This window comes from Paraburkholderia sp. A3BS-1L (genome assembly GCF_051125215.1).
In the GTDB taxonomy this organism is placed as follows: domain Bacteria; phylum Pseudomonadota; class Gammaproteobacteria; order Burkholderiales; family Burkholderiaceae; genus Paraburkholderia.
This window is the reverse complement of sequence record NZ_CP120443.1, coordinates 1526091-1552797: the sequence shown is the minus strand read 5'-3', so window position 1 is coordinate 1552797 and position 26707 is coordinate 1526091. Positions and strand designations below refer to the sequence as shown.

Annotated in this window: 21 protein-coding genes; 15 read left to right on the top strand and 6 right to left on the bottom strand. The window is 65.3% G+C overall.

Going from position 1 to position 26707, the window contains the following annotated elements:
- Nucleotides 1–7: 7 nt before the first annotated feature.
- Nucleotides 8–1594: a DHA2 family efflux MFS transporter permease subunit gene (locus tag P5W99_RS22155; RefSeq protein ID WP_421025543.1), complete on the bottom strand. Its 1587-nt coding sequence runs from the start codon at nucleotides 1592–1594 to the stop codon at nucleotides 8–10.
- 362 nt (nucleotides 1595–1956) lie between these two features.
- Between P5W99_RS22155 and P5W99_RS22150 the strand changes: the two genes are divergently transcribed.
- Nucleotides 1957–2601, top strand: coding sequence for an alpha/beta hydrolase (locus tag P5W99_RS22150; RefSeq protein WP_421025542.1), 645 nt, complete (start codon nucleotides 1957–1959; stop codon nucleotides 2599–2601).
- Nucleotides 2602–2691: 90 nt separating this feature from the next.
- Here P5W99_RS22150 and P5W99_RS22145 read toward each other — a convergent pair whose 3' ends face one another.
- The gene (locus P5W99_RS22145) at nucleotides 2692–3093 is read right to left on the bottom strand and encodes a hypothetical protein (RefSeq protein ID WP_421025541.1); all 402 of its coding nucleotides are present in this window, start codon (nucleotides 3091–3093) and stop codon (nucleotides 2692–2694) included.
- 315 nt (nucleotides 3094–3408) lie between these two features.
- Here P5W99_RS22145 and gltA point away from each other — a divergent pair, with 315 nt between their 5' ends.
- From gltA to P5W99_RS22095, 10 genes are all read left to right on the top strand, one after another.
- Nucleotides 3409–4710, top strand: coding sequence for a citrate synthase (gene gltA, locus P5W99_RS22140; RefSeq protein WP_421027011.1), 1302 nt, complete (start codon nucleotides 3409–3411; stop codon nucleotides 4708–4710).
- A gap of 121 nt (nucleotides 4711–4831) precedes the next feature.
- Nucleotides 4832–7102: an amylo-alpha-1,6-glucosidase gene (locus P5W99_RS22135; protein WP_421025540.1), complete on the top strand. Its 2271-nt coding sequence runs from the start codon at nucleotides 4832–4834 to the stop codon at nucleotides 7100–7102.
- A 313-nt stretch (nucleotides 7103–7415) separates the two neighbouring features.
- Nucleotides 7416–7874 carry a glycine zipper domain-containing protein gene (locus tag P5W99_RS22130; protein WP_434662967.1) on the top strand — a complete coding sequence of 153 codons (459 nt, stop codon included), beginning with the start codon at nucleotides 7416–7418 and terminating at the stop codon, nucleotides 7872–7874.
- Nucleotides 7875–8017: 143 nt separating this feature from the next.
- Entirely contained in the window at nucleotides 8018–8605 is a 588-nt protein-coding gene (locus P5W99_RS22125) for a BPSL1445 family SYLF domain-containing lipoprotein (protein WP_421025538.1), read from the top strand.
- 13 nt (nucleotides 8606–8618) lie between these two features.
- Entirely contained in the window at nucleotides 8619–9212 is a 594-nt protein-coding gene (locus tag P5W99_RS22120) for a hypothetical protein (protein WP_421025537.1), read from the top strand.
- A 151-nt stretch (nucleotides 9213–9363) separates the two neighbouring features.
- Complete coding sequence (locus tag P5W99_RS22115; protein ID WP_421025536.1) at nucleotides 9364–9750, top strand: response regulator transcription factor; 387 nt, start codon at nucleotides 9364–9366, stop codon at nucleotides 9748–9750.
- A gap of 14 nt (nucleotides 9751–9764) precedes the next feature.
- Nucleotides 9765–11078, top strand: coding sequence for a paraquat-inducible protein A (locus P5W99_RS22110; RefSeq protein ID WP_434662963.1), 1314 nt, complete (start codon nucleotides 9765–9767; stop codon nucleotides 11076–11078).
- Nucleotides 11071–12693 carry an intermembrane transport protein PqiB gene (locus P5W99_RS22105; RefSeq protein ID WP_421025534.1) on the top strand — a complete coding sequence of 541 codons (1623 nt, stop codon included), beginning with the start codon at nucleotides 11071–11073 and terminating at the stop codon, nucleotides 12691–12693. The genes P5W99_RS22110 and P5W99_RS22105 overlap by 8 nt, the downstream gene beginning before the upstream one ends.
- Entirely contained in the window at nucleotides 12690–13286 is a 597-nt protein-coding gene (locus tag P5W99_RS22100) for a PqiC family protein (protein WP_421025533.1), read from the top strand. The genes P5W99_RS22105 and P5W99_RS22100 overlap by 4 nt, the downstream gene beginning before the upstream one ends.
- Before the next feature lie 78 nt (nucleotides 13287–13364).
- Nucleotides 13365–15134 carry a SulP family inorganic anion transporter gene (locus P5W99_RS22095; protein WP_421025532.1) on the top strand — a complete coding sequence of 590 codons (1770 nt, stop codon included), beginning with the start codon at nucleotides 13365–13367 and terminating at the stop codon, nucleotides 15132–15134.
- 25 nt (nucleotides 15135–15159) lie between these two features.
- On the opposite strand, the gene P5W99_RS22090 is transcribed toward P5W99_RS22095, so the two are convergent.
- Both P5W99_RS22090 and P5W99_RS22085 read right to left on the bottom strand, forming a co-directional pair.
- Complete coding sequence (locus P5W99_RS22090) at nucleotides 15160–16197, bottom strand: DUF2950 domain-containing protein (RefSeq protein ID WP_434662958.1); 1038 nt, start codon at nucleotides 16195–16197, stop codon at nucleotides 15160–15162.
- Nucleotides 16198–16208: 11 nt separating this feature from the next.
- Nucleotides 16209–17675, bottom strand: a complete 1467-nt coding sequence (locus tag P5W99_RS22085; protein ID WP_434662956.1) for a DUF3300 domain-containing protein — start codon at nucleotides 17673–17675, stop codon at nucleotides 16209–16211.
- Between the two features lie 1227 nt (nucleotides 17676–18902).
- On the opposite strand from P5W99_RS22085, the gene P5W99_RS22080 reads away from it, so the two are divergent.
- Nucleotides 18903–20030, top strand: coding sequence for a PAS domain-containing sensor histidine kinase (locus P5W99_RS22080; protein WP_421025529.1), 1128 nt, complete (start codon nucleotides 18903–18905; stop codon nucleotides 20028–20030).
- Entirely contained in the window at nucleotides 20027–20683 is a 657-nt protein-coding gene (locus P5W99_RS22075) for a response regulator transcription factor (RefSeq protein WP_421025528.1), read from the top strand. The genes P5W99_RS22080 and P5W99_RS22075 overlap by 4 nt, the downstream gene beginning before the upstream one ends.
- Nucleotides 20684–20723: 40 nt before the next feature.
- Here P5W99_RS22075 and P5W99_RS22070 read toward each other — a convergent pair whose 3' ends face one another.
- Entirely contained in the window at nucleotides 20724–20984 is a 261-nt protein-coding gene (locus P5W99_RS22070; protein WP_421025527.1) for an RNA recognition motif domain-containing protein, read from the bottom strand.
- Nucleotides 20985–21046: 62 nt separating this feature from the next.
- Entirely contained in the window at nucleotides 21047–21868 is an 822-nt protein-coding gene (gene ppk2, locus P5W99_RS22065) for a polyphosphate kinase 2 (protein ID WP_421025526.1), read from the bottom strand.
- A 486-nt stretch (nucleotides 21869–22354) separates the two neighbouring features.
- Between ppk2 and P5W99_RS22060 the strand changes: the two genes are divergently transcribed.
- Nucleotides 22355–23494, top strand: coding sequence for an efflux RND transporter periplasmic adaptor subunit (locus P5W99_RS22060; RefSeq protein ID WP_421025525.1), 1140 nt, complete (start codon nucleotides 22355–22357; stop codon nucleotides 23492–23494).
- 12 nt (nucleotides 23495–23506) lie between these two features.
- Nucleotides 23507–26707 (top strand): efflux RND transporter permease subunit, encoded by a 3201-nt coding sequence (locus P5W99_RS22055; RefSeq protein ID WP_421025524.1) that lies wholly within the window; start codon nucleotides 23507–23509, stop codon nucleotides 26705–26707.

The window sequence follows — 26707 nt, the reverse complement described above, 5'->3', positions numbered from 1 at the left end:
GGCAGGCTCAATGCGCGCCTGCCGCGCCGCCGCCCCCCGAACCCTTCGTCGACTTCGTGATCCAGATGAGCGGAATGATCGCGAGAAAGATGATTGCCGAGATATAGAAAATGTCGTTCAGGCCCATCATCGCGGCCTGGGTCGAGAGCTGGAAATCGAACAGCGCGTGCGCCGAGGGTTCGCTCAGATGCAGCGCGGCCTGCGTCTGCGTCATCGACTGCATGAAGATCGGGTTGTTGACCGAAGCCTGCTCCGTGAGGCGCGCGTGGTGCAGGATCGTGCGGTTGTTCCACGCGCTCGTCGCGATCGACGTGCCCACGGCGCCGCAGAACACGCGCACGAAATTCGACAGCCCCGCGGCGGCGGGAATGCGCTGCGGCGGCTGCCCCGCGAGGATGATCGCCGTGAGCGGCACGAAGAACAGCGCCATCGGCACGCCTTGCAGCAGCGTGGGCAGCACGAGATGCCAGGTGTCGATCTCGATCACGTACTTCGAGCGCATGAAGAACACCACGGCGAACAGTACGAACGCGGCCGTCGCGATCATGCGCGCGTCGGTGCGCGGCAGCACGCGTCCGACCACGGGCGACAGCAGCAGCGCGAAGATGCCGAGCGGCGCGGTCACGAGGCCCGCATCCACCGAGCGGTAGTTCAGGTACTCCTGCATCCATTGCGGCAGCAGCACCAGATTGCCGAAAAACACTCCATAGGCCACCGAGATCGCGATGGTCCCGCCCAGAAAATTGCGCTGCGAAAAGAGCCGCAAGTCGACGATCGGATGCTCCTCGGTGAGCTCCCACACCAGAAAGAACGCGAAGCTCACGAGCGCGACGATCCCGAGCGTCACGATCACGGGCGAGGCGAACCAGTCGAGGTCCTTGCCCTTGTCGAGCAGGATCTGCAGCGAAGCGACCCAGGCGACCAGCAGACCCAGGCCCACCACGTCGATGGGCGGCTTGCGCGTGGCCGATTCGCGGCGCCGATAGATCGACCACACGATCGAGGCGGCGAACAGGCCCACTGGAATGTTGATGTAGAAGATCCACGACCAGTTGTAGCTGTCGGTGATCCAGCCGCCCAGCGCGGGACCCGCGATCGGGCCGACCGTGGTGGTCATCGCCCAGAACGCGAGCGCGCTGGCCGACTTGTCGCGCGGCCAGGAACCCAGCAGGATGGCCTGCGAGAGGGGGATCAGCGGGCCCGCCACGGCGCCTTGCAAGACGCGCGCGACGAGCAGGATCGGCAGGGTCGGCGCGATCCCGCACAGCCACGAAGCCAGCACGAACGACAGGATCGAGCACACGAACAGGCGCACCTGGCCGAAGCGCTGCGTGAGCCAGCCGGTGAGCGGAATGGACACGGCGTTGGCCGCCGCGAACACCGTGATGACCCACGTGCCTTCGTCCACCGAGACGCCGAGGTCGCCCGAGATGGTCGGGATGGCCACGTTGGCAATCGAGGTATCGAGCACGTTCATGAAGGTTGCCAGCGAGACCGCAACGGTTCCAAGGAGCAGCTGGCCTCCGTGGAGCGGAGGCGGCGGCGCGGGGGGCGGCGCGGACGGCGAGGCCGATGGGGCGGCGGGCTGGTTCAAGCATCTTCTCCGCGAATGCTGGGGCAGCGGGGGGAGCGGGGCAATGCGCGCGCGGGACTCGCGCGCGCGGACCGGATGTGCGGCAAGGATACCCGCAATCGCGCCACGGCATGGGCAGGCGTGAAAGCATCCCCAGGCGGCGCAGGGACTTCGTCTGGCCGCGCCCGCGTTGATGTCATTACACTGGCCTTTCGTTTGACGGGCGGCGCAGGGCGGGCATACGCGGGCCGCAAAGGCGGCGTATGCTGGCGGCAGTCCGGTCTATCGGCGCTAGCGGGCGCAGTCGGTGGCGCAGTCGGTGGCGCAAGCAGCGGAAAAATGGCGGCAGCAAAGCCGCGGCAAGACGACAGGGGGTCAAAACCATGAGTTGGGAACCATTCGATGGCGGCTGGCGTCTCGCGCCGGCCGAAGGCGCGGCGCGCGCGCTCGTCGTGCTGCTGCACGGCGTGGGGAGCAATGCGCGCGATCTGATGCCGCTAGCCGACGCCTGGCGCGAGGCGCTGCCCGGCGTCGCGTTCGCCTCGCTCGACGGCAACGAGCCGTTCGACGGCGGCTTTGGCGGGCGGCAGTGGTTCACGCTGCGCGATGTGAACGAGGCCAACCGCGCCGCGCGTGTGGCGGCGGCGGCGCCGGTGCTGGAGCAGCGTCTTGTCAGCGAGCTCGCGCATTGGGGGCTCGGCTTCGAGCGCCTCGCGCTGGTGGGTTTCTCGCAGGGGTCGATAATGTCCCTATACCACGCGGCGACGCAGCCCGAGGGGGCGGCGGCCGTGGTCGCCTACGCGGGACGCCTCGTCACGCCGGTCGTCGCGAAGAGCCGCACGCCGATCACGCTCGTGCACGGCGAGGACGACGATGTGATCCCGGTGATGGAGCTCGAGCGCGCTGCTTTCGCGTTCAGCGACGCGGGTTATGCCGTGGCGGCGTTCGCGCTGCCGGGCGTGGGTCATACGATTACGGCGCAAGGCGCGATGCTCGGGCGCGACGCGCTGGTGCGGGCGCTGGGATAGCGCTTTCGCTTCACCACGCCGCGCAGCGCGACCCATGATGGCGCGCCGCGCGGTCCTTCCAGTACGTTCCGGAAATATGGCAGTCCGAATTTACTCGCGGCCATGCGCATGCGCGTCGAGCTTGTGCTCGGCGGCTTCGCCCACGAGGCCCGCGTAGTAGAGATGCACGCCGATGGCCAGCGAGTCGTTGCGGATCTCGTGAAAGGCCTTCCATGCCTTCACCGGATCCTTGAACACGAGGTAGTGCGCTTCCTGCGCGACGAGTTGCGCGACCTCGTGCAGGCCGTGGCCGTGCAGGACATCGACGAGGGCGTCGAGGCTGCGGTGCGTGCGCGCGTCGGTGCGCGGGTAGAGCATGTGGAGCACCGCCACGCGTTCGGATGCGAGCGCCGCCGAGAGCGCGACCACGATGTCCTGGTGATTGAGCGCGGTGACGGCGGCGTCTTCTGCAAGCTCGTCCTCTGCGAACAGGGTATCGACCGAAATGTTCATCTGTTGATTCCTCATCATGTTGTGCACACCGACCGGAGAGGGCGCGGCATGCGAGGCAGTATCTCAGAGCGAATCGGCCCCATGTTGCACTGCGCAAGCAAAATATTGTTGCAATAATCGATGTTAAGGCTGTTGAAAGCCTGCAATATTGCTGGCCAGGAGAGGCATTGTTGCTGGCATCGCTATCAATGGATGTTGCGCTGCGCCGTAAAATGCGGCGTGCGGTCGCAAGGTGGTTTGCAACGATTGTTGCGGCAGATTTTGCAGCAGGTCTTGCAGCCAGGCGGCCGGAAATACACCATGCAAGGACAAGTCATGATCGATGCAACGACCCACGCCACACTCACGATCCCCGGCCACGCAAAAGGCGTTGAACTGCCGGTCTACAAGGGCACGACGGGCCCGGACGTGATCGACATCCGCAAGCTGTACGGCCAGACCGGCATGTTCACGTATGACCCGGGCTTCATGTCGACGGCGGCGTGCAATTCGGCCATTACCTACATCGACGGCGACAAGGGCGAGCTGCGCTATCGCGGCTACCCGATCGACAACCTCGCGCAGAACGCCGACTTCCTCGAGACCTGCTACCTGCTGCTGAAGGGCGAACTGCCCACGCAGCAGCAAAAAGACGAATTCGTTGCGATGGTCACGAACCATACGATGGTTCACGAGCAGATGCACTTTTTCTTCCGGGGGTTCCGCCGTGATGCGCATCCGATGGCGATTCTGGTGGCGGCGGTGGGCGCGCTGTCCGCGTTCTATCACGACTCGCTCGACATCAACGATCCGACGCACCGTGAAGTGTCCGCGATCCGCATGATCGCCAAGCTGCCGACGCTCGTCGCCATGGCGTACAAGTACACGATCGGCCAGCCGTTCGTGTATCCGCGCAACGACCTCTCGTACAGCGCGAACTTCATGCAGATGATGTTTTCCACGCCGAGCGAGGAGTACAAGGTCAACGACGTGCTGGTGCGCGCGCTCGACCGTATCCTGATCCTGCACGCGGACCACGAGCAGAACGCTTCGACCTCGACCGTGCGTCTCGCGGGCTCGTCGGGCGCGAACCCGTTCGCGTGTATCGCTGCCGGTATCGCTTGCCTGTGGGGCCCGGCGCACGGCGGTGCGAACGAAGCCGCGCTGAACATGCTCGAAGAGATCGGCTCGGTCGACAACATCCCCGAGTTCATCAAGCAGGTCAAGGACAAGAACTCGGGCGTGAAGCTGATGGGCTTCGGTCACCGCGTCTACAAGAACTACGATCCGCGCGCGAAGCTCATGCGCGAAACGTGCCACGAAGTGCTCGAGGAGCTCGGCCTGCACGACGATCCGCTGTTCAAGCTCGCCATGGCGCTCGAAAAGATCGCTCTGGAAGACGAATACTTCGTGTCGCGCAAGCTGTACCCGAACGTCGACTTCTACTCGGGTATCGTGCAGCGCGCACTGGGCATCCCCACGTCGATGTTCACCTGCATCTTCGCGATGGCGCGCACGGTGGGCTGGATCGCGCAGTGGAACGAAATGATCGCCGACCCCGAGCAGAAGATCGGCCGTCCGCGTCAGCTTTTCGTGGGCGAAACCTCGCGCGAGGCCACGCCGATCGCCGCGCGCTGATTGCGCATCGCGCCGCGGTGAACCTGCGGCCTCCTGTTCGGACAAAGCTTTCGCAGGCCAGGCGCTCGAGCCACTACAATCGTGGCAATCGAGCCAGCGCGAACCGATCAGGAGGCACGCGATGCAGGATCCCGAATCACTCGGTGGCGTCACCCGCGAGGGCGGCGTGGACCATCCCGTTCACGAAACCGATAGCGCATTTATCGCGCCTGAAACACCCGAGATCGCAAGTGCGGATCAGCACGTGCTCAAGTCGGGCGACACCTTCATCGTCAACGACTCGCAAGGCGACATCACCGGCGTGGACGATGGTCTCTTCGTCAACGACACGCGTGTGCTGTCGTCGCTGCGCCTCACCTTCGGCGGGCGCAGGCCGTCGCTGCTCTCGGGCAGCGTGAGCAGCGACAACACGGCATTCACTGCGCATCTGACCAACCGCCCGCTGCCGCCGCTCGGCGGCTCGACCACGCCCGAGGGCGTGATTCACGTCGAGCGCGAGCGCGTGCTCTCGGGCACCATGATGACCGAGGCCATCGAGCTCACGAACTACGGCACCCAGGAAGCGGTCGTGCCGCTGTCGATCTCGTTCGCGAGCGACTTCCGCGACATGTTCGAGGTGCGCGGCCTCAAGCGCGAGCGGCAGGGCACGGTCGTGCCGCCGCGCGTGGAAGACGGCGAGGTGCGGCTCGAATATATCGGCCTCGATAAAGTCGCGCGGCGCGTGCGCATCGAATTCTCGCCCGCGCCGGACAAACTCTTCGCCGACCGCGCCGACTTCACCGTGGCGCTGCCCGCGCAGGCGTGCGTGTCGGTTTACCTCACGGTGGCCATCGAAGTGGAGCCGCTAGCAGGCGCCGCGCCCGGCGCGTCGAGCGCGGGCATCATCCAGGCGCCGAATTGCCTTGCCGACTCGAAGGAATCGCGTGTGGGCCGCGCGGCCGTGCGCGCCGCGCTGGTCGACGCGCACATCGTGATGCGCGAGCGCCGCCGCGCGGCGGCGCACGTGCGTTCGAGCAATCCGCTCTTCAATGCGTGGATCAACCGTTCGATCGCCGACCTCGGCCTGCTCACCACCGATCTGCCCACCGGCCCGTATCCCTATGCGGGCATTCCATGGTTCTCCACGCCGTTCGGCCGCGACGCGATCATCACGTCGCTGCAGACGCTGTGGCTCACGCCCGCGCTGGCGAGCGGCGTGCTGCGTTTTCTCGCGGCGCATCAGGCGCTGGAGGACTCGGCGTTCCGCGATGCGGCAGTCGGCAAGATCATGCACGAGATGCGCAAGAGCGAAATGGCCGCCACGGGCGAAGTGCCGTTTGCGCTCTACTACGGCGGCGTGGACTCCACGCCGCTGTTCGTCGTGCTGGCGGGCGCCTATGCGGAGCGCACCGGCGACCTGGCGCTCATCGACGAGCTGTGGCCTGCGCTCGAGCGCGCGGCGGGCTGGGTCGCGGGCGTATGCGACCGCAATCCGCTCGGCCTGCTCGATTACAAGCGCGAGTCGGAAGGCGGCCTTGCGAACCAGGGCTGGAAGGACAGCCACGATTCGGTGTTCCATGCCGATGGCCGCTTCCCCGATGGCCCGATCGCGCTGGTCGAAGTGCAGGCGTATGCGAGCGCGGCCTTCGAGACGATGGCGAAGTTCGCCACCCATCGCGGCCTCATTGAAGACGCCGCGCGCTATGCGGCCCGCGCCGCCAAGATTCGCCGTTGCGTGGAAGACAAGTATTGGATGGCGGACTCCGGGTTCTACGGCATCGCGCTCGACGGCCACGGCGAACTGTGCCGCGTGCTCGCGTCGAATGCGGGGCATCTGCTGGCCTTCGGCCTGCCCGAGTACGAACGCGGGCGCGCCGTGGCCGGCGTGCTGGAGTCGGCGCTGTTTCATACGGGGTGGGGCGTGCGCACGCTGGCGGCGGGCCAGGCGCGCTTCAACCCGATGGCCTATCACAACGGCTCGGTCTGGCCGCACGACAATGCGCTATGCGCGCGCGGGCTCGCGCGCTACGGCCGCAAGGAAGCGGCCGTGCGGCTGTTGCAGGCGCTGTTCGAGGCTGCGGTCACGTTCGACATGCGCCTGCCCGAGCTGTTCTGCGGCTTCCCGCAGCGCCGCGGCGAGCCGCCCACCGCGTATCCGGTGGCGTGCCTGCCGCAGGCATGGGCCGCGGGTTCGCCGTTCATGATGCTCGAAGCGTGCCTAGGCGTGAGCATCGACGCGGCGCGCCACGAAGTGCGCGTCGAGCAGCCCATGTTGCCCGACGGCATCGACTGGCTCGAAGTGGGCGATCTGCGCGTGGGCAACGCCGCGGTAACGCTCACGTTCCGGCGCGTGGACGGCAAGGTGGTGGCATCGGCGGATCGCAGCGACGTGAAGGTGGTCGCGGTGCTGTGAAGTTGCATCTCCTGGCGCTTGCAGCGGTTCGGCGCCGGGCTGGAACACGGCGATGCCGGACCGCTCTGGCACTCTGGCCCCCCGGCAGCTTCGGCCGGCGCAGTCGCTTACGCAGGCGCAGTTGCTTACGCAAATAGGACTTTGGTCCGATTGTCCCGGTCAGGCGGCCATCCCATGCTGAAGAGCAGAGGTGTCTCATCCCCTCTACGTACGGCGGGCCGTCGCGGCGGGCAAGCTCCGCGAGCGGCGGCTTTTTTCCGATCATCGTTCGTTCTACCTGGCATTGAGCCGGGGAGGCATCGTGGGCCTGTGTATGAAACGCCTCATCCGTGTCATCGTTGTCGCGGGACTGCTGCCGGCGAGTCTCGCGAGCGCCGGGCCGATCGTCTACCCGGCGAAGGGCCAAAGCCAGGCGCAGCAGCAGAAGGACCAAAGTTCGTGTTACTCGTGGGCCAAGAGCAATACCGGCATCGACCCCAAGCAGTTGTCCGCCGCGCCTGCGCCTTCCGGGCCGGCCGTCGGCGGCGGCGAGCGGGTTGGCGGCGCGGCGCGCGGCGCGGCGGGCGGCGCGGTGATCGGCGCGATCGCGGGCGATGCCGGCAAGGGCGCGGCCATTGGCGCGGTAGGCGGCACGATGGTCGGCGGCGCGCGGGCGCGCCAGAATCAGCGCAACGCGCAGGCCAATGCGCAAGCCCAGTCGCAGGGCGCCATGGATACCTTCAATCGCGCCTTCGGCGCCTGCATGGAAGGGCGCGGCTACACGATCAAGTAGCCCAGCCAGATGTAGGACCAAGGTCCGATAGGTCCTTTCGTTTGCATTTGACATCATAGGACCACAGTAGCGGCAGCGCGAAACGTCAGCTCCGTGATGGAAGCGTGCGTTGCGGGGCTTTTGAAGCCAATCGGAGGACGCTAATGAATCGAAGGACTTTTGTGCTTAGGGCTGCGCTGATGCCCGCTGCGGTGAGCATGGCCATCTCGGGTTGCAGCACGACCACCAGCAGCGGCGAGAGCCCGACAACCGACGCGTTGAAGCGCCAGCAGATCGATGCCGCCGTGGACAGCACGATGTCGAGGTTGTACGCGACGGTGAAAGGCGCGCAGGAGCTGGTGACCAAGTCGCGCGGCGTGCTCGCGTTTCCTTCCGTCGTCAAGGCCGCCTTCATTGCCGGCGCGGCGTATGGGGAAGGCTCTTTGCGCGTGGGCGGCATGACCTCCGGCTATTACAGCACGGCGGCGGCGTCGTTCGGATTCCAGGCGGGCGCGCAGTCGACGGCGATCGTCTACCTGTTCATGACGCAGGAAGCGCTCGACAAATTCCGCAATTCGTCGGGCTGGTCGGTCGGCGGCGATGTGCAGGTTTCGCTCGTCAAGCTGGGCGCGAACGGCAGCATCGATACGCGAACCGCAACGGCGCCTGTGCTGGCGTTCGTGATGACCAACACCGGGCTGATGGCGGATGCGTCGTTGTCGGGCGCCAAAGTGACGAAGCTCAATCTGTAGAACGGAGAGATCCATGCAGAAGTTAAAACTGTTGGCCGCCGCGATGCTCATGGGTGCGGCCCAGCTGGTATGCGCACAGGGACAAGCTGACGTGGCAGTGGCGAAAGCGCCGGGCAAGGTCAAGGTCATGGGCGTGCATACGGTGACGGCGGAGGTGTTGAACGTCGACCCCGCAACACGCGTTGTCAGGCTCAAGCGCTCCGACGGCAAGACCTTCGAGGTTCAGGTCGGCGAGGAAGCCCGCAATTTCGATCAGCTCAGGATTGGCGACAAGGTCACCGCGACGTATCGCGAGGCCCTCTCGCTGAGCCTGAAGAAGGGCGGCAACGGGGTGGCTTCGGTCGATGCGCCGGCGCCCACGATCGAGCGCGCGGCAAGCGGCGCGTCGCCAGGCGGTACCGTCGCCCGGCAAGTGAAGGTGGTGGCGAACGTGGTGGCCGTCCACCCGAAGAGCAAGACCGTCACGCTCAAGGGGCCGGAGGGCAACACCGTCGACGTGATGGTCGAAGACCCCGCCCAGCTGGCGAACATCAAGAAGGGCGACCAGGTCGAGGCCGTATACACCGAGGCCCTGGCCATCTCGGTCCAGCCGCTTAACACGAAGTAGCGCAGGAACCGCATTAGCGAAGCAGTCAGGTGCGCCGCGCATGCTGGATATGCACATGCGCGGCCGCGACCCTACATCTAGCCGCAGATCGCCAGGCGTTGATGGCTCGGAAGCGACCAATGCCCGGACCGGCTTCGTCCTGGTGAATCGAATGAGCGCTTCGAGTCAATCTGTGGCGATCGTGGACGACGAAGAATCGGTTGGGCGCGCGATTGGGCGTCTGTTGAAGTCCGCGGGCATCGAGGCCGTTGTTTTCACGAGCGGCGAGGCCTTTCTCGAGGCCTTGCAGGCGATGCCCCCGTATCGGCCGGCCTGCGTGATTCTCGATTTCCAGATGCCGGGGCTGAGCGGCCTCGACGTGCAACAGCGCCTCTCGGGCACCGGTCTGCCCGTCATCATCATTACGGCTTACGACGGACCGCGTGTGCGCGAGCAGGCGCGCGCAGGGGGCGCGCTGGCTTATCTGTGCAAGCCGTTCGACGAATCGGACCTCATCGACGCTGTGCGCTCCGTGCTCGACGAGGATCCGGACGCCTGAGCCCGTATGTCGCCATGAGAGCCCAGTCCGATAGCGATCACCGCGATCACCGCGATCACCATCCCGCGCCTGCGGGATTGCTGCTGTGTCACGACTGCGATCTGCTGCAGCGGCGCGCGCCGTGTCCGCAGGGCGGCGTGCTGCGCTGCATGCGCTGCGGCGCGGAGCTCGAACGCGATCATGCCGATAGCGGGACGCGTTCGCTCGCGCTCGCAGCGGCGGCGCTCCTGCTGTTCGTCATCTCCAACCTCTATCCGATCGTGGGCCTCGCGGTCAACGGCAATGTCGTTCAGGCGACGCTGTGGGGTTCCGTCGAGATGCTGTACCGCGACGGCATGTGGCCGATCTCGGGCCTCGTGTTCATCACCACGATGATGATGCCCGCCACGCAGATCGTGGCGCTGCTGTGGCTGCTCGTGCCGCTCGCGCTCGGGCGCAAGCCGTGGCGCGCGAACATCGTGTTTCGCGTGATGGGCGTCGCGCGCTCGTGGGGCATGACCGAAGTGCTGATCCTTGGATTACTGGTCGCGCTCGTCAAGCTCGCCCATATCGCCACGGTCGTGACCGGCACGGCGTTGTGGTCGTTCGGCGCGCTGATGATCGTGCTCGCCGGCGCGGGCGCGTCGCTCGATGTGGCCACCGTCTGGCACCGCATCGCGCCGCTGCCCGCGCCGCAGGACCCGCAGCGATCGGGCGCGCCGCTGCCCGGGTTCACCGGCGCGACCTGTGGCATCGCGTTGTGCCCCTGCTGCGAGCTGCTGGTGCGCATGCCGGCGCACGCAGGCGCGCTGGCGTGCCCGCGCTGCGCCACTGCGCTGCATCTGCGCAAGCCCGCGAGCCTTTCGCGCACGTGGGCGTTTCTGCTGGCGTCGATCGTGCTGTACGTGCCGGCGAACGTGATGCCGGTGATGGACACGAGCTCGCTGTTCGGCACGCAGAAAGACACCATCATGAGCGGCGTGGCCTATCTATGGGTGTCGGGCTCGTGGCCGCTCGCGGTGCTGGTGTTCATCGCGAGCATTGCGGTGCCCATGGTGAAGATACTCGGCCTTGCTTATCTGGCGTGGTCGGCGCAGCGCGCTTCGAAATGGCTGCCCGGCGAGCGCGCGCGCATTTACCGGATGATCGAGCTGATTGGCCGCTGGTCGATGCTCGACATTTATGTCGTCACGATGCTGGTCGCGCTGGTGCAGTTCAGCGCGCTCGCGATGATCAAGGCCGGGCCCGCCGCCATCGCCTTCGGGGCGGTCGTGGTGATGACGATGTTCGCCGCGAACGCGTTCGATCCGCGCCTCATCTGGGACCCCGTGGAGTTCGATCATGCCTGATCCCGGCCCTGGCGGCGCGTTGCCGGATCTCCCGCAGGCGAGGCCGGTGGCGGGCTCGCGCTGGCGCATGCAGCTGGTCTGGCTGGTGCCGATCGTCGCGCTGCTGATCGGCGGCTGGCTCGCCGTGAAGGCGGTGCTCGAAGAGGGGCCGACGGTCACGATCAGTTTTCGCAGCGGCGATGGGCTCGAGGCCGGCAAGACCAAGATCAAGTACAAGGACGTGGACATCGGCATCGTGAAGTCGGTGACGCTGTCACGCGATCACAAGCGCGTGATCGCCACCGGCGAGCTCGTGAAGGACGCGGCGGACATGCTCGTCGACAACACGCGCTTCTGGGTCGTGCGTCCGCGCATTTCCGGCGGCACGGTGTCGGGTCTCGGCACGCTGCTGTCGGGCTCCTACGTCGGCATGGACGAGGGCAATTCGAAAAAGGCCCGCCACGATTTCGTCGGCCTCGAAGTGCCGCCGGTGTTTCCGAGCGACATTCCCGGCCGCGAATTCGTGCTCCGTAGCGCGGACATGGGCTCGATCGACGCCGGCTCTCCGGTGTTCTTCCGCCGCCTGCAGGTCGGGCAGATTTCCTCGTACGAACTCGACCCGAACGGCAAGGGCGTGACGATGCATGTGTTCGTGAACGCGCCATACGACCGCTACGTGCGCAGCGATACGCGCTTCTGGCATGCGAGCGGGCTCGACGTGTCGCTGAGCTCCGATGGCGTGCAGATCAATACGCAATCCTTCGTCTCGATGCTGATCGGCGGCATTGCCTTCGAGACGCCGGACAGCGACCGCAACACGCCCGAGGCCGCCGAAAACACGCACTTCGACCTGTACGAAACGCGCACGGAAGCAATGCGGCCGCATGACCGCATCGTCGATACCTATATCGTGACCTTCTACGACTCGGTGCGCGGTTTGACCGTGGGTGCGCCGGTCGATTTCCGCGGCGTCGAGATCGGCGAGGTCACGCGCATCTTCACGCGCTTCGATCCGGTCAAGCGCCAGTTCAGCGTGCCCGTCGAGATCAACCTGTATCCGGAGCGCTTCACTTCGCGCTATCAGAACGGTCAGAAGCAGGCCGGGCGCATTGCGTCGTCGCCGCGCGAGCTTGCCGACTTCCTGGTCGCCAGCGGCTTCCGCTTCCAGTTGCGCTCGGGCAACCCGCTCACCGGGCAGCTATATCTCGCGTTCGATCTTTTCCCGGATTCGCCGAAGGCGACGATCGACTGGACCAAAACGCCGCCCGAGCTGCCGACTGCGCCGCGCACGCTCCAGTCGCTGCAGGAGTCGCTGACACGTCTGCTCGCGAAGCTCAACGGCATTCCGTTCGACCAGCTCGGCGCGCAGGCGCAGCAAACGCTGCAGAACACCAACGACGTGATCAAGAAGCTGGGCACCGATGTCGTGCCGCAGGCGCAAGGCACCTTGTCGTCGGCGCGCTCGGCGCTCGAAGCGGCGAATTCCGCCTTGCAGCCCGATACGCAATTGCAGCAGAACACCAGCGACGCCATGCGCGAACTGGCCCGCACGGCGGCTTCGGTGCGCAACCTCACGGATTATCTGGAGCGGCATCCGGAGGCGGTGGTGCGCGGCAAGCCGGGAGACAGCCCATGACGCGCGCCCGCCTGCTCGCCGCCGGCCTGATCGCGCTGGCCGCGCTGCTCGCCGGCGCGGGCTGCCGGTCAACCTCGCCGACGTTTTACGTCATGCACGGCGATGCGCAGCGCGCCGATCCGTCCGCGCGCGCGACCATGAACATCGTCGTGAGTCCCGTTACGGTGCCCGACATCGTCGACCGTCCGCAGATCGTCACGCGCGGCGCCGGCAACCAGATCGAGCTGAACGAATTCGCGCGCTGGGCCGAGCCGCTGAAGACGAATATCGCCCGTGTGATTGCCGCCGATCTTGGGCAGCGTCTGGATACGGCGCGGGTCACGTCGTTCGAGACGGGCGCGAGCGCGGCATCGGAGTGGCATGTGCGCGTGGATGTCGTGAGCATCGATAGCGTGCGTGGCGAGGCCGTGACGATCGACGCGCAATGGGTCGTGCGCCCGCCTGGCAAGGGCGCGCCCGTGCTGGGGCAGACGGTGGCTCGCGAAGCGGTCGATGGGCGCGATTATGGCGCGCTGGTGGCGGCGCATGAGCGGGCGCTTGGGGTGATCAGTACGGATATTGCCGAGGTGATTCGTCGGGGAGCGGTGCCTTGAGCGCAACCCGGTACTATGGGGTGGTCGCGAAAGCGCAATAGCATCGACCTGAAATCTGCATGGGGTTCCCTTCGAATCATGCAACCAGACAAGTCAGATCTCAACGGCTCGCATCCCGCGAACGGGATGCAAGGATGGCTGCGCTGGCTGCCCGGCCTCCTCACGCTGAAGGAATACCGCCTCAGCTGGTTGCCGCGCGACGTCGCGGCGGGGCTCGTCCTGACCACCATGCTCGTGCCGGTGGGCATCGCCTACGCAGAGGCATCGGGCGTTCCTGGCGTCTATGGTCTCTACGCGACGATCATTCCGTTGCTGGCCTATGCGGTGTTCGGGCCGAGCCGGATTCTGGTCCTCGGGCCCGACTCCGCGCTCGCGGCGCCGATTCTGGCGGTCGTGGCGGCGACGGCCGGCGGCGATCCCGCGCGCGCGATCGCCGTCGCCAGCATGATGGCCATCGTGTCCGGCGCGTTCTGCATCGTCATGGGATTGCTGCGTCTCGGGTTCGTGACCGAGCTGCTCTCCAAGCCGATTCGCTACGGCTACATGAACGGCATCGCCATTGCCGTGCTGGTCAGCCAGCTGCCCAAGCTGTTCGCCATTTCCGTCGACGAGGGCGGTCCGTTGCGGGACCTGCTGAGACTCGCCGTGGCGATCGCCGACGGCAAAGCCAACTGGTACAGCTTCGCGGTGGGCCTCGGAAGTCTGGTGCTGATCCTGTTCCTCAAGCGCTTCGAAAAGGTGCCGGGCATTCTGATAGCCGTTGTGGTCGCAACCTTGTGCGTGAGCGTGTTCAATCTCGATAGCCACGGCGTCAAGGTGCTCGGCAAGATTCCGCAGGGCTTGCCGTCGTTTGCGATTCCCTGGGCGAGCGGCGCCGATCTGACCAGGATCGTTCTGGGCGGCTGCGCGGTCGCGCTGATCTCGTTCGCGGACACCAGCGTGCTGTCGCGCACCTTCGCGGCCCGGTTCCATAGCCGCGTCGATCCGAGCCAGGAGATGGTGGGTCTGGGCATCGCCAATCTGGCGGCGGGCTTCTTTCACGGCTTCCCGATCAGCAGCAGCTCGTCGCGCACGCCGGTCGCGGAAGCCGCGGGCGCGCAAACGCAGCTGACCGGGGCGGTGGGCGCGCTGGCTGTCGCGGCATTGCTGCTCGCGGCGCCGAATCTGATGCGCTATCTGCCCAACAGCGCGCTTGCCGCGGTGGTTATCGCGGCCGCTATCGGCCTGTTCGAATTCGCCGACCTCAAGCGCATCTATCGCATCCAGCAATGGGAGTTCTGGCTTTCGATGGTGTGCTTCGCGGGCGTCGCGGTGTTCGGCGCGATTCCCGGCATCGGCATCGCGGTGGTCATCGCGATCATCGAATTCCTGTGGGATGGCTGGCGGCCGCATTACGCGATTCTCGGCCGCGTGGAAGATGTGCGCGGGTACCACGACATCGAGCGCTACCCGCAGGCCGAGCGGATTCCCGGGCTCGTGCTGTTCCGCTGGGACGCGCCGCTGTTTTTTGCCAACGCGGAGCTGTTCCAGGAGCGTCTGCTTCAGGCGGTCGATACCTCGCCCACGCCGGTGCGCAGAATCGTGGTGGCCGCCGAGCCCGTGACCAGTGTGGACGTGACTTCCGCCGACATGCTGCGCGAACTCGTCCGCGTGCTGGACGAGCGCGGCATCGCCTTGCATTTTGCCGAGATGAAGGACCCCGTGCGCGACAAACTCGAGCGTTTCGAACTGATGCCGCTGATTGGCAGCGAGCGCTTTCATCCGACCGTGGGCAGCGCGGTCGACGATTACCTCGGCGCAACGGACGGCGATCCGCTAGCGGGCCATCGCGGCGCGCCCCGACCCTGAAGCGCGGGCGGGACGGCGCGTGCCGCTATTGCGAGTTTGTGCCGGTTTGTGCGCCAGATTGCGTGCCGGATTCTGTGCCGGCTGGTTTGGCCGATTGCGTGTCGGCTTGCGTGTCTTGCTCTTTCGTCCAACCGGGGCCCGGGTCGAATGAGGTTATCGCTTCGGCCCTCGCCGCGCTGTCGGGGCCGAGGTCGCGCTCGTAGACCTGCCCGTAGTGGCTCACCATGAAGGTCTTGATGCCGGTGTCGCCGTATTTGACCGGCCATGCAATCACGCCGAAGCCGCCGAACAACTGGCCGCGCACGAGGTAGTCGTAGGCGCCGCCGGGGGCGTGCGGCCCCTGCGAAGTCAGCAGCTTGTAGTGGTAGCCGTAGTAGCCGCTGCTCTCTTTCATGCGCGCGCCCGCGGTGACGAACGCTTCACCGAGCGGGCTCGGATCTTCGTTGTCCGCGGTGGGCCAGTAAAGTCCGTCGTGCTTGCCGGGCGTGCTGGCGAGACGGCGCGCATAGACGTAAGTATCGCTGCCGTCGTGGTAGGTCGAGGCGTATTCGCGCTGCGCGTCGTAGATCGCGAGCATCGTCTGGATCACCGCGAGCTCGTTGCGGCCGATGCGGCGCACGCGCATTTCCTCGGCGCCCGCCGTCATGTCGAAATGCCAGCCGCGGGCGTCCTTGACGAGCGGCACCGGGAACGTCCAGCCGTCGTTGCCAACCGCGATATGGGCGTGGTTCTCGCCGGCGGGCTGGATCGCATGCGAGACCTTCCACTGCTCGAGGAAGGTCTCGCGGATTTGCGCGCCGGTCGGCGGCAGGAACTGCCGGAAGTCCGCGCCGAACAGTTTCCTCAGTTCTGCCTCGTTGTTGCCGGACACCGCATCGCCGAACGCGCTCATGGCCGCTTCGGGCGTGGCGAATGAAGCCGGCGCCGTGGCGGCGAACGGCCGCGCGGGATTGATTGCGAGCGCAACCGTCAACGCCGCCGCGATCGCGACGCGGGTGGCGGGGCGAAGTCGCTGAAGCGGCCGAAGTGGCTGAAGTAGCCGAAGTGGCGATCGTTCTTTCATGTTCGTTCTCCCTAGCGTCTGCCGCCGCCACGACCGCCGCCGCCTGCACGCACGCCGCCGCCGCCGCCACCGCCACCGCCACGATTGAAACCCGCGGAGCCCATGCTCGACCTGCCACGGTTGATATCGCGTTGCGTGGCGCTGCCGCCGCCCACGCCCTGGAAGGCGCTGTCGCGTCCGCCGCCGGCATAGCCGCCGCGTCCTCCGGGGCCGCCAGCACCGCCAGCACCACCCACGCCACCTGGTCTCCCGGCGCCGCCCACGCCTCCAGGACCGCCAGCACCGCCAGCGCCTCCCGGTCTGCCAGCACCACCGACGCCGCCCGGTTTCCCAGGTCCGCCCACGCCGCCTGCTCCACCGACGCCGCCCGGTTTCCCAGGTCCGCCCACGCCGCCAGCGCCCCCGACGCCGCCCGGCTTTCCGGGTCCGCCTACGCCGCCAGCGCCTCCGACGCCGCCCGGCCTTCCGGGTCCGCCCACGCCGCCCGCACCACCCACGCCGCCCGGCCGGCCAGCACCGCCCACGCCTCCCGGTCCACCGGCGCCACCCGTGCGGCCGCGATAGTCGCGGCGGGCATCGCCGCCCGGCACATTACGTGCAAACTTCTCGCGCGAGGCGTTGTCGCGGTACGCGACACCCTGGCGGTGGCCGGGGTCGTGGCTCCACCTGCCGCCCTGGACCTTGGAGCTGTCGAAGTTGCGGTTGACGTTTCTGGCCTTGTTGACGTTGATGTTGACGTCGCCGCCACCCCAGTTGCAGTTGCCGAATATCGCGCCCGCCGCCGCGAGTCCGACGCCCCACGCGAAGCCCGTCATCAGCGCGCCGCCAGGGTAGTACGCGGGAGGCGGAGGCCAATAGGTCGGCGGATAGGCCGGATAGCTCCACGCGCCATACACCACGGTCGGGTTATAGGCGGGGACGTAAATCACCTCGGGGTTGGTGGGCTCGATGCGCACGACGGTCTGCCCGCCTTGCTGCTGGGGCTGCTCGACGATCACCTGCTGCTGCTCGTTCGACTTCAGGTTGCCGGCATCCTGAGCGCGGGCGCGCAGCCGCTGCACGGCGTCCAGCACGTCTTTTTCCTGGGCCAGGAAGGCGTCGCCGAGCTTCTGCGTCCAGTCGATTTTGTCGTTCATCGGCTCCAGAATCTGGGGAAACGCAACCAGCGATTTCACGCTGGTGTCCCACTGTTGATCCTGCACGGCCTTGACCGCTTCATCGCCCTTGAGTTTCGGATGCTCCTTGGACCAGCGCGCCGCGTGGACGACTTCCAGCGGATAGGTCGAAGCCATCAGAACCGTGGCGAGCACCGAGTCGGGGTAGAGCGCGATGGGCGCGACGAGCGCCTCGATCTCTTCGGGTTTATAGCTTGCGGATGGCGCCGGCTCTTGCGCGAGCGCCACGCACGACACGGCGCTCACCAACACCAGCAACAGCAGTCGGAACGCGCCGGAGATTCGCTTAGTCCACCAGATCATGGCCACTTCTCCCATTGTCCAGTCGAACCCGCCGATGCGCGGGTCGCGGCATGACGCAGCCGAGGAAGGTTATCGTTGCATACTCGCCATTGCGGCCAGCCGTAGCAATCGGACCAGAGTCCTATTGACTATTCAGATACGCGTACCGCGAATCAATATCCTCTGGGCGTATTAGTTTTGGCGTATGAAGCGCCCAGCAAATTTTCTTATTGTTCATATAATAAGCGACGCCTTGAATTCCGGCGTGATTTCATGGTGTTGCCTGGAAGAGAGCCGGGTATAACGCGTGTTTGAAATCCGGTAGCGATTAAGTAAAGTGATAGAGTCCGTGCGAAGCGCAAACGCGCATCGCGGCGCCAATCGAATGAGGTGATCTCATGATTCTGTCTCGCGCCCCATGGCGGCTATTGCTGATAACGCTGGCTATTGCATCGTTCTGCATGGGGCCGGCTCACGCGCAAATGGGTGCGCCGGGAATGAAACAGATGCAGGATGCGCAACGTAAGGCGGAGCATAAGGCGAGGACGAGCAAGCAGCCCCCGCCGCACAGTCAATCATCGCAGCACAAGGACGCCGGCAGTGCCATGCCGGCATCGTCGCCATAAACACGAAGCGCGCTGCGCGCCAATCAATGTGCAATGCATATCGTGTAGACGAATCGGGAAAAATTGCCGGAACGCGGAATAAAGTTTACAAAAAATTCATTTTTCCCCTTTATAATTTACGCGTGCTCGCCAGAGGTATTAAGCACGCATGCAATTAAGGCGGCGCCGCGAAGTTCGTTTCCGTTGCGCATGCCATGCACGTTTCTATACCTCTATTCTCCACATCCGAGCCGCATAGCTTTGCCGGACATTTAAAAACACAGCAGTAGCTGCGGTTGTGAACACATAAAGATGTCGCCGTCTGCATGCAGGTAATGGAGAGATCTCGCGCATCCGGGAGTCTGGGGTTCGCGTCTGGCTGCATGGCGCCCGGGGAAGGGCGCCGGCATAGGCCGCAATGTCGCAAACTCGAGGCGGGATTGTGCGTTCGGAGGACACCATGTATGGCCAGAACGCGGAACACGGGAAACGCACTTTTCGGCTGTCAGGTCCGGTGCATACGGGCGGGGACATATTTTTGTGGTTTGCTCTGGTGAAAGACCATTTTGTTCATCGGGTAGCGTCGATCAAATCATTACAAGGACCACGTGCGAAGCGCGATGTCGAACCGGGGGCGCAGCACATGCTTTGCAGCGTGATCGACGTCGTGCCGGCCGCAGCGCTGGCGGTCGATACGCAAGGAACCATTGTCTGCGCGAACGCGCGAGCCGCGCTGCTCTTCGGTTACGACATGGCGGAGCTGTTTGGGATGCCGGTCGACGTCCTTGTGCTGCCGTTGCAGAGCAAGGAGATCGTTTCCCCGATCGGCCGGTCGTGGATCATGCACGCTGCCGCGGGCAGCACGACGCGTGCGGCCATCGCGCGCAGCAAGGACGGCGAGCAGCGCGACGTGCAGGTCACGAGATCCGTTTCGTTTGCAATCGATCGCGCACAGTATGCGGTGGTCGTGATCGAGTCCGCTCACGGCGCCGCCACGAGTGCGCCGGGGTCCGGAGTTCCAGGCGACGATCTGGCACGCCTGCATCGCGAACCGGTTTCCGATATTGGCGATATGGCCTCGGCGCTCGCGCATGAGGTCGATCAGCCGCTCACCGCCATTCTCAGCAACGCTCAGGCGGCCCGGCGCTTTCTGTCGAACACCCCGCCCGACACGGCCGAGTTGTTCGAGTTGCTCGAAGAGATCGTGTCCGACAGCACGCGGGCGCACGCCATCATCCGCAAGATGCGGCGCTTCGGCAAACGCGAGCAGGCGGAGATGGGCACGATCGACATGGCGCGTCTCGTGCGCGATGTTATGCAACATCTTCACCGCAGAAGTCGGGAGTGCGATGTATTGCTGAGTTCGCACATCGAGAACAGCTTGCCGCTGCTGCAAGGCGATGCGGTTCAATTGCAGCAGGTGCTCGTCAATTTGATCATCAACGCATTCGATGCCGTGCTGGACTGCGGCCCGGGCGAGCGCGCGGTGTTCGTGGATGTCGGCGCGATGCCGGGCGGCAGCGGGGTGCGCATTGCGGTGCGCGATCGCGGGCTTGGCATGAGCGACGAGCAGTTAGCGCTCCTGTTCAAACCGTTCTCGACGTCGAAGCCGGACGGCATGGGGCTCGGGCTGTCGATCAGCCGCATCATCGTCATGGGCCACGGCGGGCGCCTGTGGGCCGAACGCAACCGCGACCGCGGCATGACATTCCATATCGAACTTCCCGCAGAGGGCGCGGCCATGACGACTGGCCTGCGCGAACGGTCATGAATGCACCCACCTCCGTTGTGTTCATCGTCGACGACGATGACTCGATCCGCCGCGCCTTCGCACGCCTGCTCGGCTCGGCGGGCTATGCGGTTCAAGCCTTCGGCTGCGCCAACGAGTTTCTCGAACGCGCCGACCTGACCAGCGCGCCGGCCTGCCTCCTGCTCGACCTGAAGCTGCCCGATCTGAGCGGCATTGCATTGCAGCAGCGGCTGCTCGACCGCGTGCCGATCATCTTCGTTTCCGGCCACGGCGGTCTGCGCACCGCCATCGCAGCGATGAAGGCCGGGGCAACGGATTTTCTGGTGAAGCCGGTGGACGAAAGCCTGTTGCTCGACGCGACCGAGCGTGCGCTGACGCGCGCGCGGCAATTGTTCGAGCAGCGCGCGCAACGGGCTGAAATCCAGCGCCGCGTGGATCAGCTGACGCCGCGCGAGCGCGAGGTGATGGCGCTGGTCGTGGCGGGCCGGCCGAACAAGCTCGTGGCGGACGCGCTAGGCGCGGCGGAGAAGACGATCAAGATCCACCGCGCGCGGGTGATGGAGAAGATGCGGGCCGAGTCGCTCGCGGAACTGGTCCGTCTCGCGGACCGCGCCGACATTTGCGGTCCCGCATTGACGATGCCGGAGCTGGCGGCGCTCAAGCCTCATTCGTGAGCGGCGCCGGCGCGGCCGAACGTTTGCAGACGCCCGGGGCTCAGTCCTCGCTTCGCGTCGGCATGACCTGGACGACGATCGAGTGGTTCTTCCAGAACATGTTGTGAATGCGCGGCTGAAACCTGCGCAGCGCCTCGGCATCGACGTTCTCGTAGCTCAGCATCACGCCGGGCCGCTCGCCGCTGCCGGGCACGTACTGGATAGCGTCGAACGGCGGCAGACCATATTTGCCGAGGAATTCCTTGAGCTCTTCCGGCGTCACGTCGGCTTCGATATTTCCAATCCACAATTCGGCCATCATTGTCCTCGCATTGGCTTGGCCCCGGCTAACACCGACTCCGCCCGTTCGCGCTGCGCGGGCGGCTAGAAGGTTTCCGGCACGTATTTATAGGGGTACTCCGGCTCCACGTAGCCCGCCGCCTTTTGCCGTTTCGGCAGCACGATCCTGGCGCGCGGCACGGCCTCATAGGGAACCTGGCTCAGCAGATGGGTGATGATGTTCAGCCGTGCGCGCCGCTTGTCGTCCGAACGCGCGACATGCCACGGCGAAAAGTCCAGGTCGGTCTTCGCGAACATCTCGTCGCGTGCCCGCGAATAATCGAACCAGCGGCTGTACGAATCCAGATCCATCTGCGACAGCTTCCAGGTTTTGCGCTCGTCGTGGATGCGGGCTTCGAGACGGCGTGTCTGCTCCTCGGGGCTGACTTCGAGCCAGTACTTGATCAGGATGATGCCCGACGCGATGATGGCTTTTTCCACCAACGGCACGGCTCCCAGAAACTCGTCCGCCTGCTTGGGCGTGCAGAATCCCATCACGCGCTCGACGCCCGCCCGGTTATACCAGCTCCGGTCGAAGATCACGATCTCGCCGGCCGCAGGCAGGTGGGGAAGATAGCGCTGCACGTACATCTGGGTTTTTTCGCGCTCGGTGGGCGCCGGCAACGCCACGATCCGGAACACGCGCGGGCTCACGCGCTCGGTGATCGCCTTGATCGTGCCGCCTTTGCCCGCGCCGTCGCGTCCTTCGAACACGATGCAGATCTTCGCGCCGCTCTTGACGACCCATTGCTGCATCTTCACCAGTTCGATATGCAGCTTGAGCAACTCCTTCAAATAGGCCTTGTTGCTCATTTTTTCCCCGGAGTTGGCCTCCGTGCTTTTTGCGTGGCTCGAGCGTCCGGACATCGCGTCACTCCCAGTAAGATGGCGTTGCGCTGCGCGCGCAATGCGCCGGGTGCACTCGAGGCTGCGCGCTCGAGGTTTGCGCATGTTCTTCCCGTGAGCATGAACCGCAGGTCCGGGGCGGCACCATAAGACCTTGGTCCTATTGAGCCGCGCCGCGGGTTTCTTTCAAAGTTCCAGTACGGCCGGCCAGGGCCGAAGTCCAGAGCGAAAGTCCAGGATGTAAGCCGAGGACGTAAGCCGATGACGTAAGTCTAGGACCAAAGTCCGATTGTTGACGGCATGGTGCATGGACATACTGGCTCTCGGCGAATCAGCGGCGGGTTTGCCGCGCAGCGCAGTTTCCCTGCGTGCAGGCATGACCTGGTGGGTACGTTCAAGCACTCTGAGGCAACGATGGCGCGCGCGTGCATGCATGAGAGAGAGCCGCAGCAATGGCGAACGGCGCCGGCATCGGCATGCCGGTCCCGCCCGTTGGGCAGGTTCGCGATGGCCTTCGCCATTGCGCTGCTGGGTCTGGTCGAGGGATGCAGCAAGAAAGAGGCGCTGCCGGCCGCGCCCCAGGTCGAGGTCACCGTCACGACGGTGGCGCCGCACGATACCCCCGTGGATTTCGATTTCACCGCGCAGACCGAAAGCTCGCGCGAGGTCGAGATCCGCGCGCGCGTCGACGGTTTCCTCGATCGGCGCATGTACGTGGAAGGGCAAATGGTCAAGGCCGGCCAGACCATGTTCCAAATGGACCCCAAGCCTTTCGAAGCGGCCTTGAGAACCGCCAAAGGGCAGCTGGCGCAGCAGCAGGCGCGCCTCGAAGTGGCAGAAGCGAATCTCGCGCGCGTGAGACCGCTGGCGGCGGAAAACGCGTTGAGCAAGAAGGATCTCGACGATGCGGTCGGCAACGAAAAGCAGTCGCGGGCCGCGGTGATCGCCGCTCAGGGCGAGGTCGACACGGCACTGCTCAATCTGAGCTACACGACCATCAAGTCGCCGCTGAACGGCCTGTCGAGCTTCGCGCGGCAACAGGACGGCAGCTACCTCACCGCGACGCAGAACGGGCTGCTGACCTACGTCTATCAACTGGACCCGATGTGGGTCAACTTCAGCATTTCGGAGAACCAGCAACTGCGATACCGCGATCAGGTTTCGTCGGGGCAGTTGCGCTTTCCCGAGAACAACGCGTTTTCCGTGTCGCTTCAACTGGCCGATGGCTCGACCTATAAAGGGCGCGGCAATATCGACTTCGCCAATCCCGCGTTCAACACCGAAACCGGCACGTTTCTCGTGCGGGCGGTGTTCGCCAATCCCGAGGGCCTGCTGCGCCCCGGCCAGTTCGTGCGCGCGCGCATCTCGGGCGCGATCCGCCCGAACGCCATTCTCGTGCCGCAACGCGCCGTGCTGCAGGGCGCAAAAAGCCATTTTGTCTGGGTCGTGGGCAAGGATGGCAAGGCGCGTCAGCGCGTGGTCGAGGTGGGCGAGTGGCATGGCGACGACTGGTTTATCCTCGACGGCCTGAAAGCCGGCGAACGGGTCGTCGTCGATGGTGCGATACGCGTCGTGGCCGACACGCCCGTCAAGATCGTTGCCAAACCCGATCAAGCCCAGCAGCCGGCAGCGGCTGCAGCCAACTGACGGGAAGCGCCGATGAGCATCTCCCACTTCTGCATCGACCGGCCGATCTTCGCGTCGGTCATCTCCATCGTCATCACGCTGGGCGGCGCGCTGACCATGCTGGCGCTGCCGGTCGCCCAATATCCGGACATCACGCCGCCGCAGATCACGATCAGCGCGTCGTATCCAGGGGCGAGCGCGGAGGTGGTCGCCAACAACGTCGCCGCGCCCATCGAGCAGCAGGTGAACGGCGCGGACAACATGATTTACATGAACTCGTCGAGTTCATCGACCGGCAATCTGACGATCAACGCCTTCTTCGAGATCGGCACCAATCCGCAGCTCGCGCAGGTCGACGTGCAGAACCGCGTCAATCTCGCGCTGCCGCAGTTGCCGCAGTCGGTGCAGGCGCAGGGCGTCCAGGTTCAGAAGAAGTCGTCGGCGTTCATGATGGTGATAGCGATCTATTCGCCCGATGAGCGCTACGACAGCACCTATATCGCGAACTACGCGAACATCTACGTGCTCGACGCGCTCAAGCGCATACCGGGTGCGAACCAGTCGAGCATCTTCGGCACGCCGGACTATGCGATGCGCGTCTGGCTCAAGCCCGACCGCATGGCGCAACTGGGCATTACGGTGGCCGATGTGCAAAAGGCAGTGCAGAACCAGAACCAGCAGTTCGCGGTGGGGCGCATCGGCCAGTCGCCCACGGGCTCGCCCGTCGAGCAGTCGTTCGCCGTCACGACGCCAGGACGGCTCGCCCAGCCCTCTGAGTTCGACAACATCATCCTGCGCGCGGCCAGCGAGGGCGCGGCGATTGTGCGGCTCAAGGACGTGGGCCGCGCGGAGCTCGGGCAGAAGGACTACTCGATCCGCAGCCGCTATCAGGGCAAGCCCGCCACCATCATCGCGGTCTATCAGCAGCCCGGCGCGAATGCGCTCGACGTGTCGAAGCAGGTGCGCGCCACGCTCGAAGAACTCAAGCAGTCGTTCCCCGAGGGGCTCGACTACCGCATCGCGATGGACACGACCGAGTTCACGCGCGCCTCGATCTCCGACGTGGTGCACACCTTCTTCGAAGCGCTGGTGCTGGTCGTGATCGTCGTGTATGTGTTCCTGCAGAGCCTGCGCGCGACGCTGATTCCGATTCTGGCGGTGCCGGTGTCGATCGTCGGCACGGCGATGGGCATGGCGCTGCTCGGTTTCTCGATCAACATGCTGACGCTGTTCGGCATGGTGCTGGCGATCGGCATCGTGGTGGACGACGCCATCGTCGTGATCGAAAACGTCGAGCGCAACATGACGGTCCACAAGCTCGATCCCAAGGCTGCCGCCAAGCGCGCCATGGACGAGGTGGCCGGGCCGGTCATCGCCATCGTGCTGGTGCTGTGCGCCGTGTTCATTCCGGTCGCGTTCGTGAGCGGGATCACCGGGCAGCTCTACAAGCAGTTCGCAATCACCATCGCCATTTCCGTGGTGATTTCGGGCATCGTCGCGCTGACCTTGTCGCCCGCGCTCGCGTCGTTGCTGCTCAAGCACAGCCATCACGAGAAGAAGGGCTTTTTCCGCTGGTTCGAGAACGCGTTCGGGCGCATGACCAAGGGCTATGTCGGCATGGTCCATAAGGTCATCCGGCGCTGGGTGCTCTCGCTCGTGCTGTTCGCGGGCATGATCGCCGTCACGGTCGTGATGATGAAGGCGATTCCGTCTGCGTTCCTGCCGCCCGAGGATCAGGGCTACCTGCTCGGCGCGGTGACCATGCCCGATGCCGCGAGCCTCGACCGCACGGCGGAGGTGTCGGACAAGGTGTCGTCGTACTTCATGAAGCAGGACGCCGTGAGCGGCATCGCCACTGTCGACGGCTACAGCCTGCTCGACGTGCAGAGCAAGAACAACGCGAGCACCTTCTTCGTCGGGCTCAAGGGTTTCGACGAACGCTATTCGGGCGGGCATGCGAAGGAACAGAATGCCCGCGCGGTGCTGATCAATGCATACAAGTCGCTGTCGGCCATCAAGGAGGGGATCGTCATACCGGTCAACCCGCCGTCGATCCCCGGTCTTGGCACCACGGGCGGCACCGAGGTGTGGATTCAGAGCAAGGGCGACGCGACCATCGCGCAACTCGCGGAGGTGGTGCGCCAGTTCATCGCGCGGGCGCGCCAACGGCCCGAGCTCGCGCGCGTCACGACCACCTTCAATCCCAATTCGCAGCAACTGCTCGTCGATGTCGACCGCGAGCGCTCCGAAACGCTCGGCGTGCCAGTGGAGGATGTGTACAGCGCGATGCAGACCATGTTCGGTTCGCTTTACGTGTCGCAGTTCAATCGATCGAGCCGGCTATGGCAGGTGATTCTGCAGGCCGATCCCGCCACCCGCCTGAGGCCCGACGATCTGGACCGCATCTATGTGCGCAGCAAGAGCAATACGATGGTGCCGCTGCGCGCCGTGGCGAACTACCACTACGTGACGGGGCCGGACCTGCTCACGCGCTTCAACAACTTCCCGGCCGTGCTGGTCACGGCCAACGCCGCGCCCGGATACAGCTCCGGCCAGGTCATCGCGGCGCTGGAGGAAATCGCGGCGCAGATGCCGAACGGATTCGGCGTCGCATGGAGCGGCGAGGCCTATGAAGCGCGCAAATCGGGCGGGACCTCGGGCGCCGTGTTCGTGTTCGGCCTCGTGATGGTGTTCCTGATTCTCGCGGCGCAGTACGAAAAATGGTCGCTGCCGGTGGGCGTGCTGATGGCGGTGCCGTTCGCGCTGTTCGGCGCGTTGCTCGCCATCTTGCTGCGCGGATTGGAGAACGATATTTACTTCCAGATCGGGCTCACCATGCTGGTTGCGCTGGCGGCGAAGAACGCGATTCTCATCTTCGAGTTCGCGGTGATGAACCGCGAGGGCGGCGCCTCGGTGCTCGACGCCACCATCGTGGCGTCCGAAGAGCGCTTGAGGCCGATCGTCATGACCTCGCTCGCGTTCATTCTCGGCTGCGTGCCGCTCGCCATCGCCACGGGCGCGTCGGCCAACAGCCGTCACTCGATCGGCACGGGCGTGATCGGCGGGATGCTCGGCGCGACCGTGATCGCCGTGTTCTTCATCCCGATGTTCTACTACCTGCTCGAAACGCTGTCGTCGCGCAAGAGCAAGGGGGCGGCCAAGCCGGACGCGGGCGGTCCGGCCGCCGCAGGGGCGCCGGAGGGAACGCCTTCCGGACCGCGCGAGGATCACTAA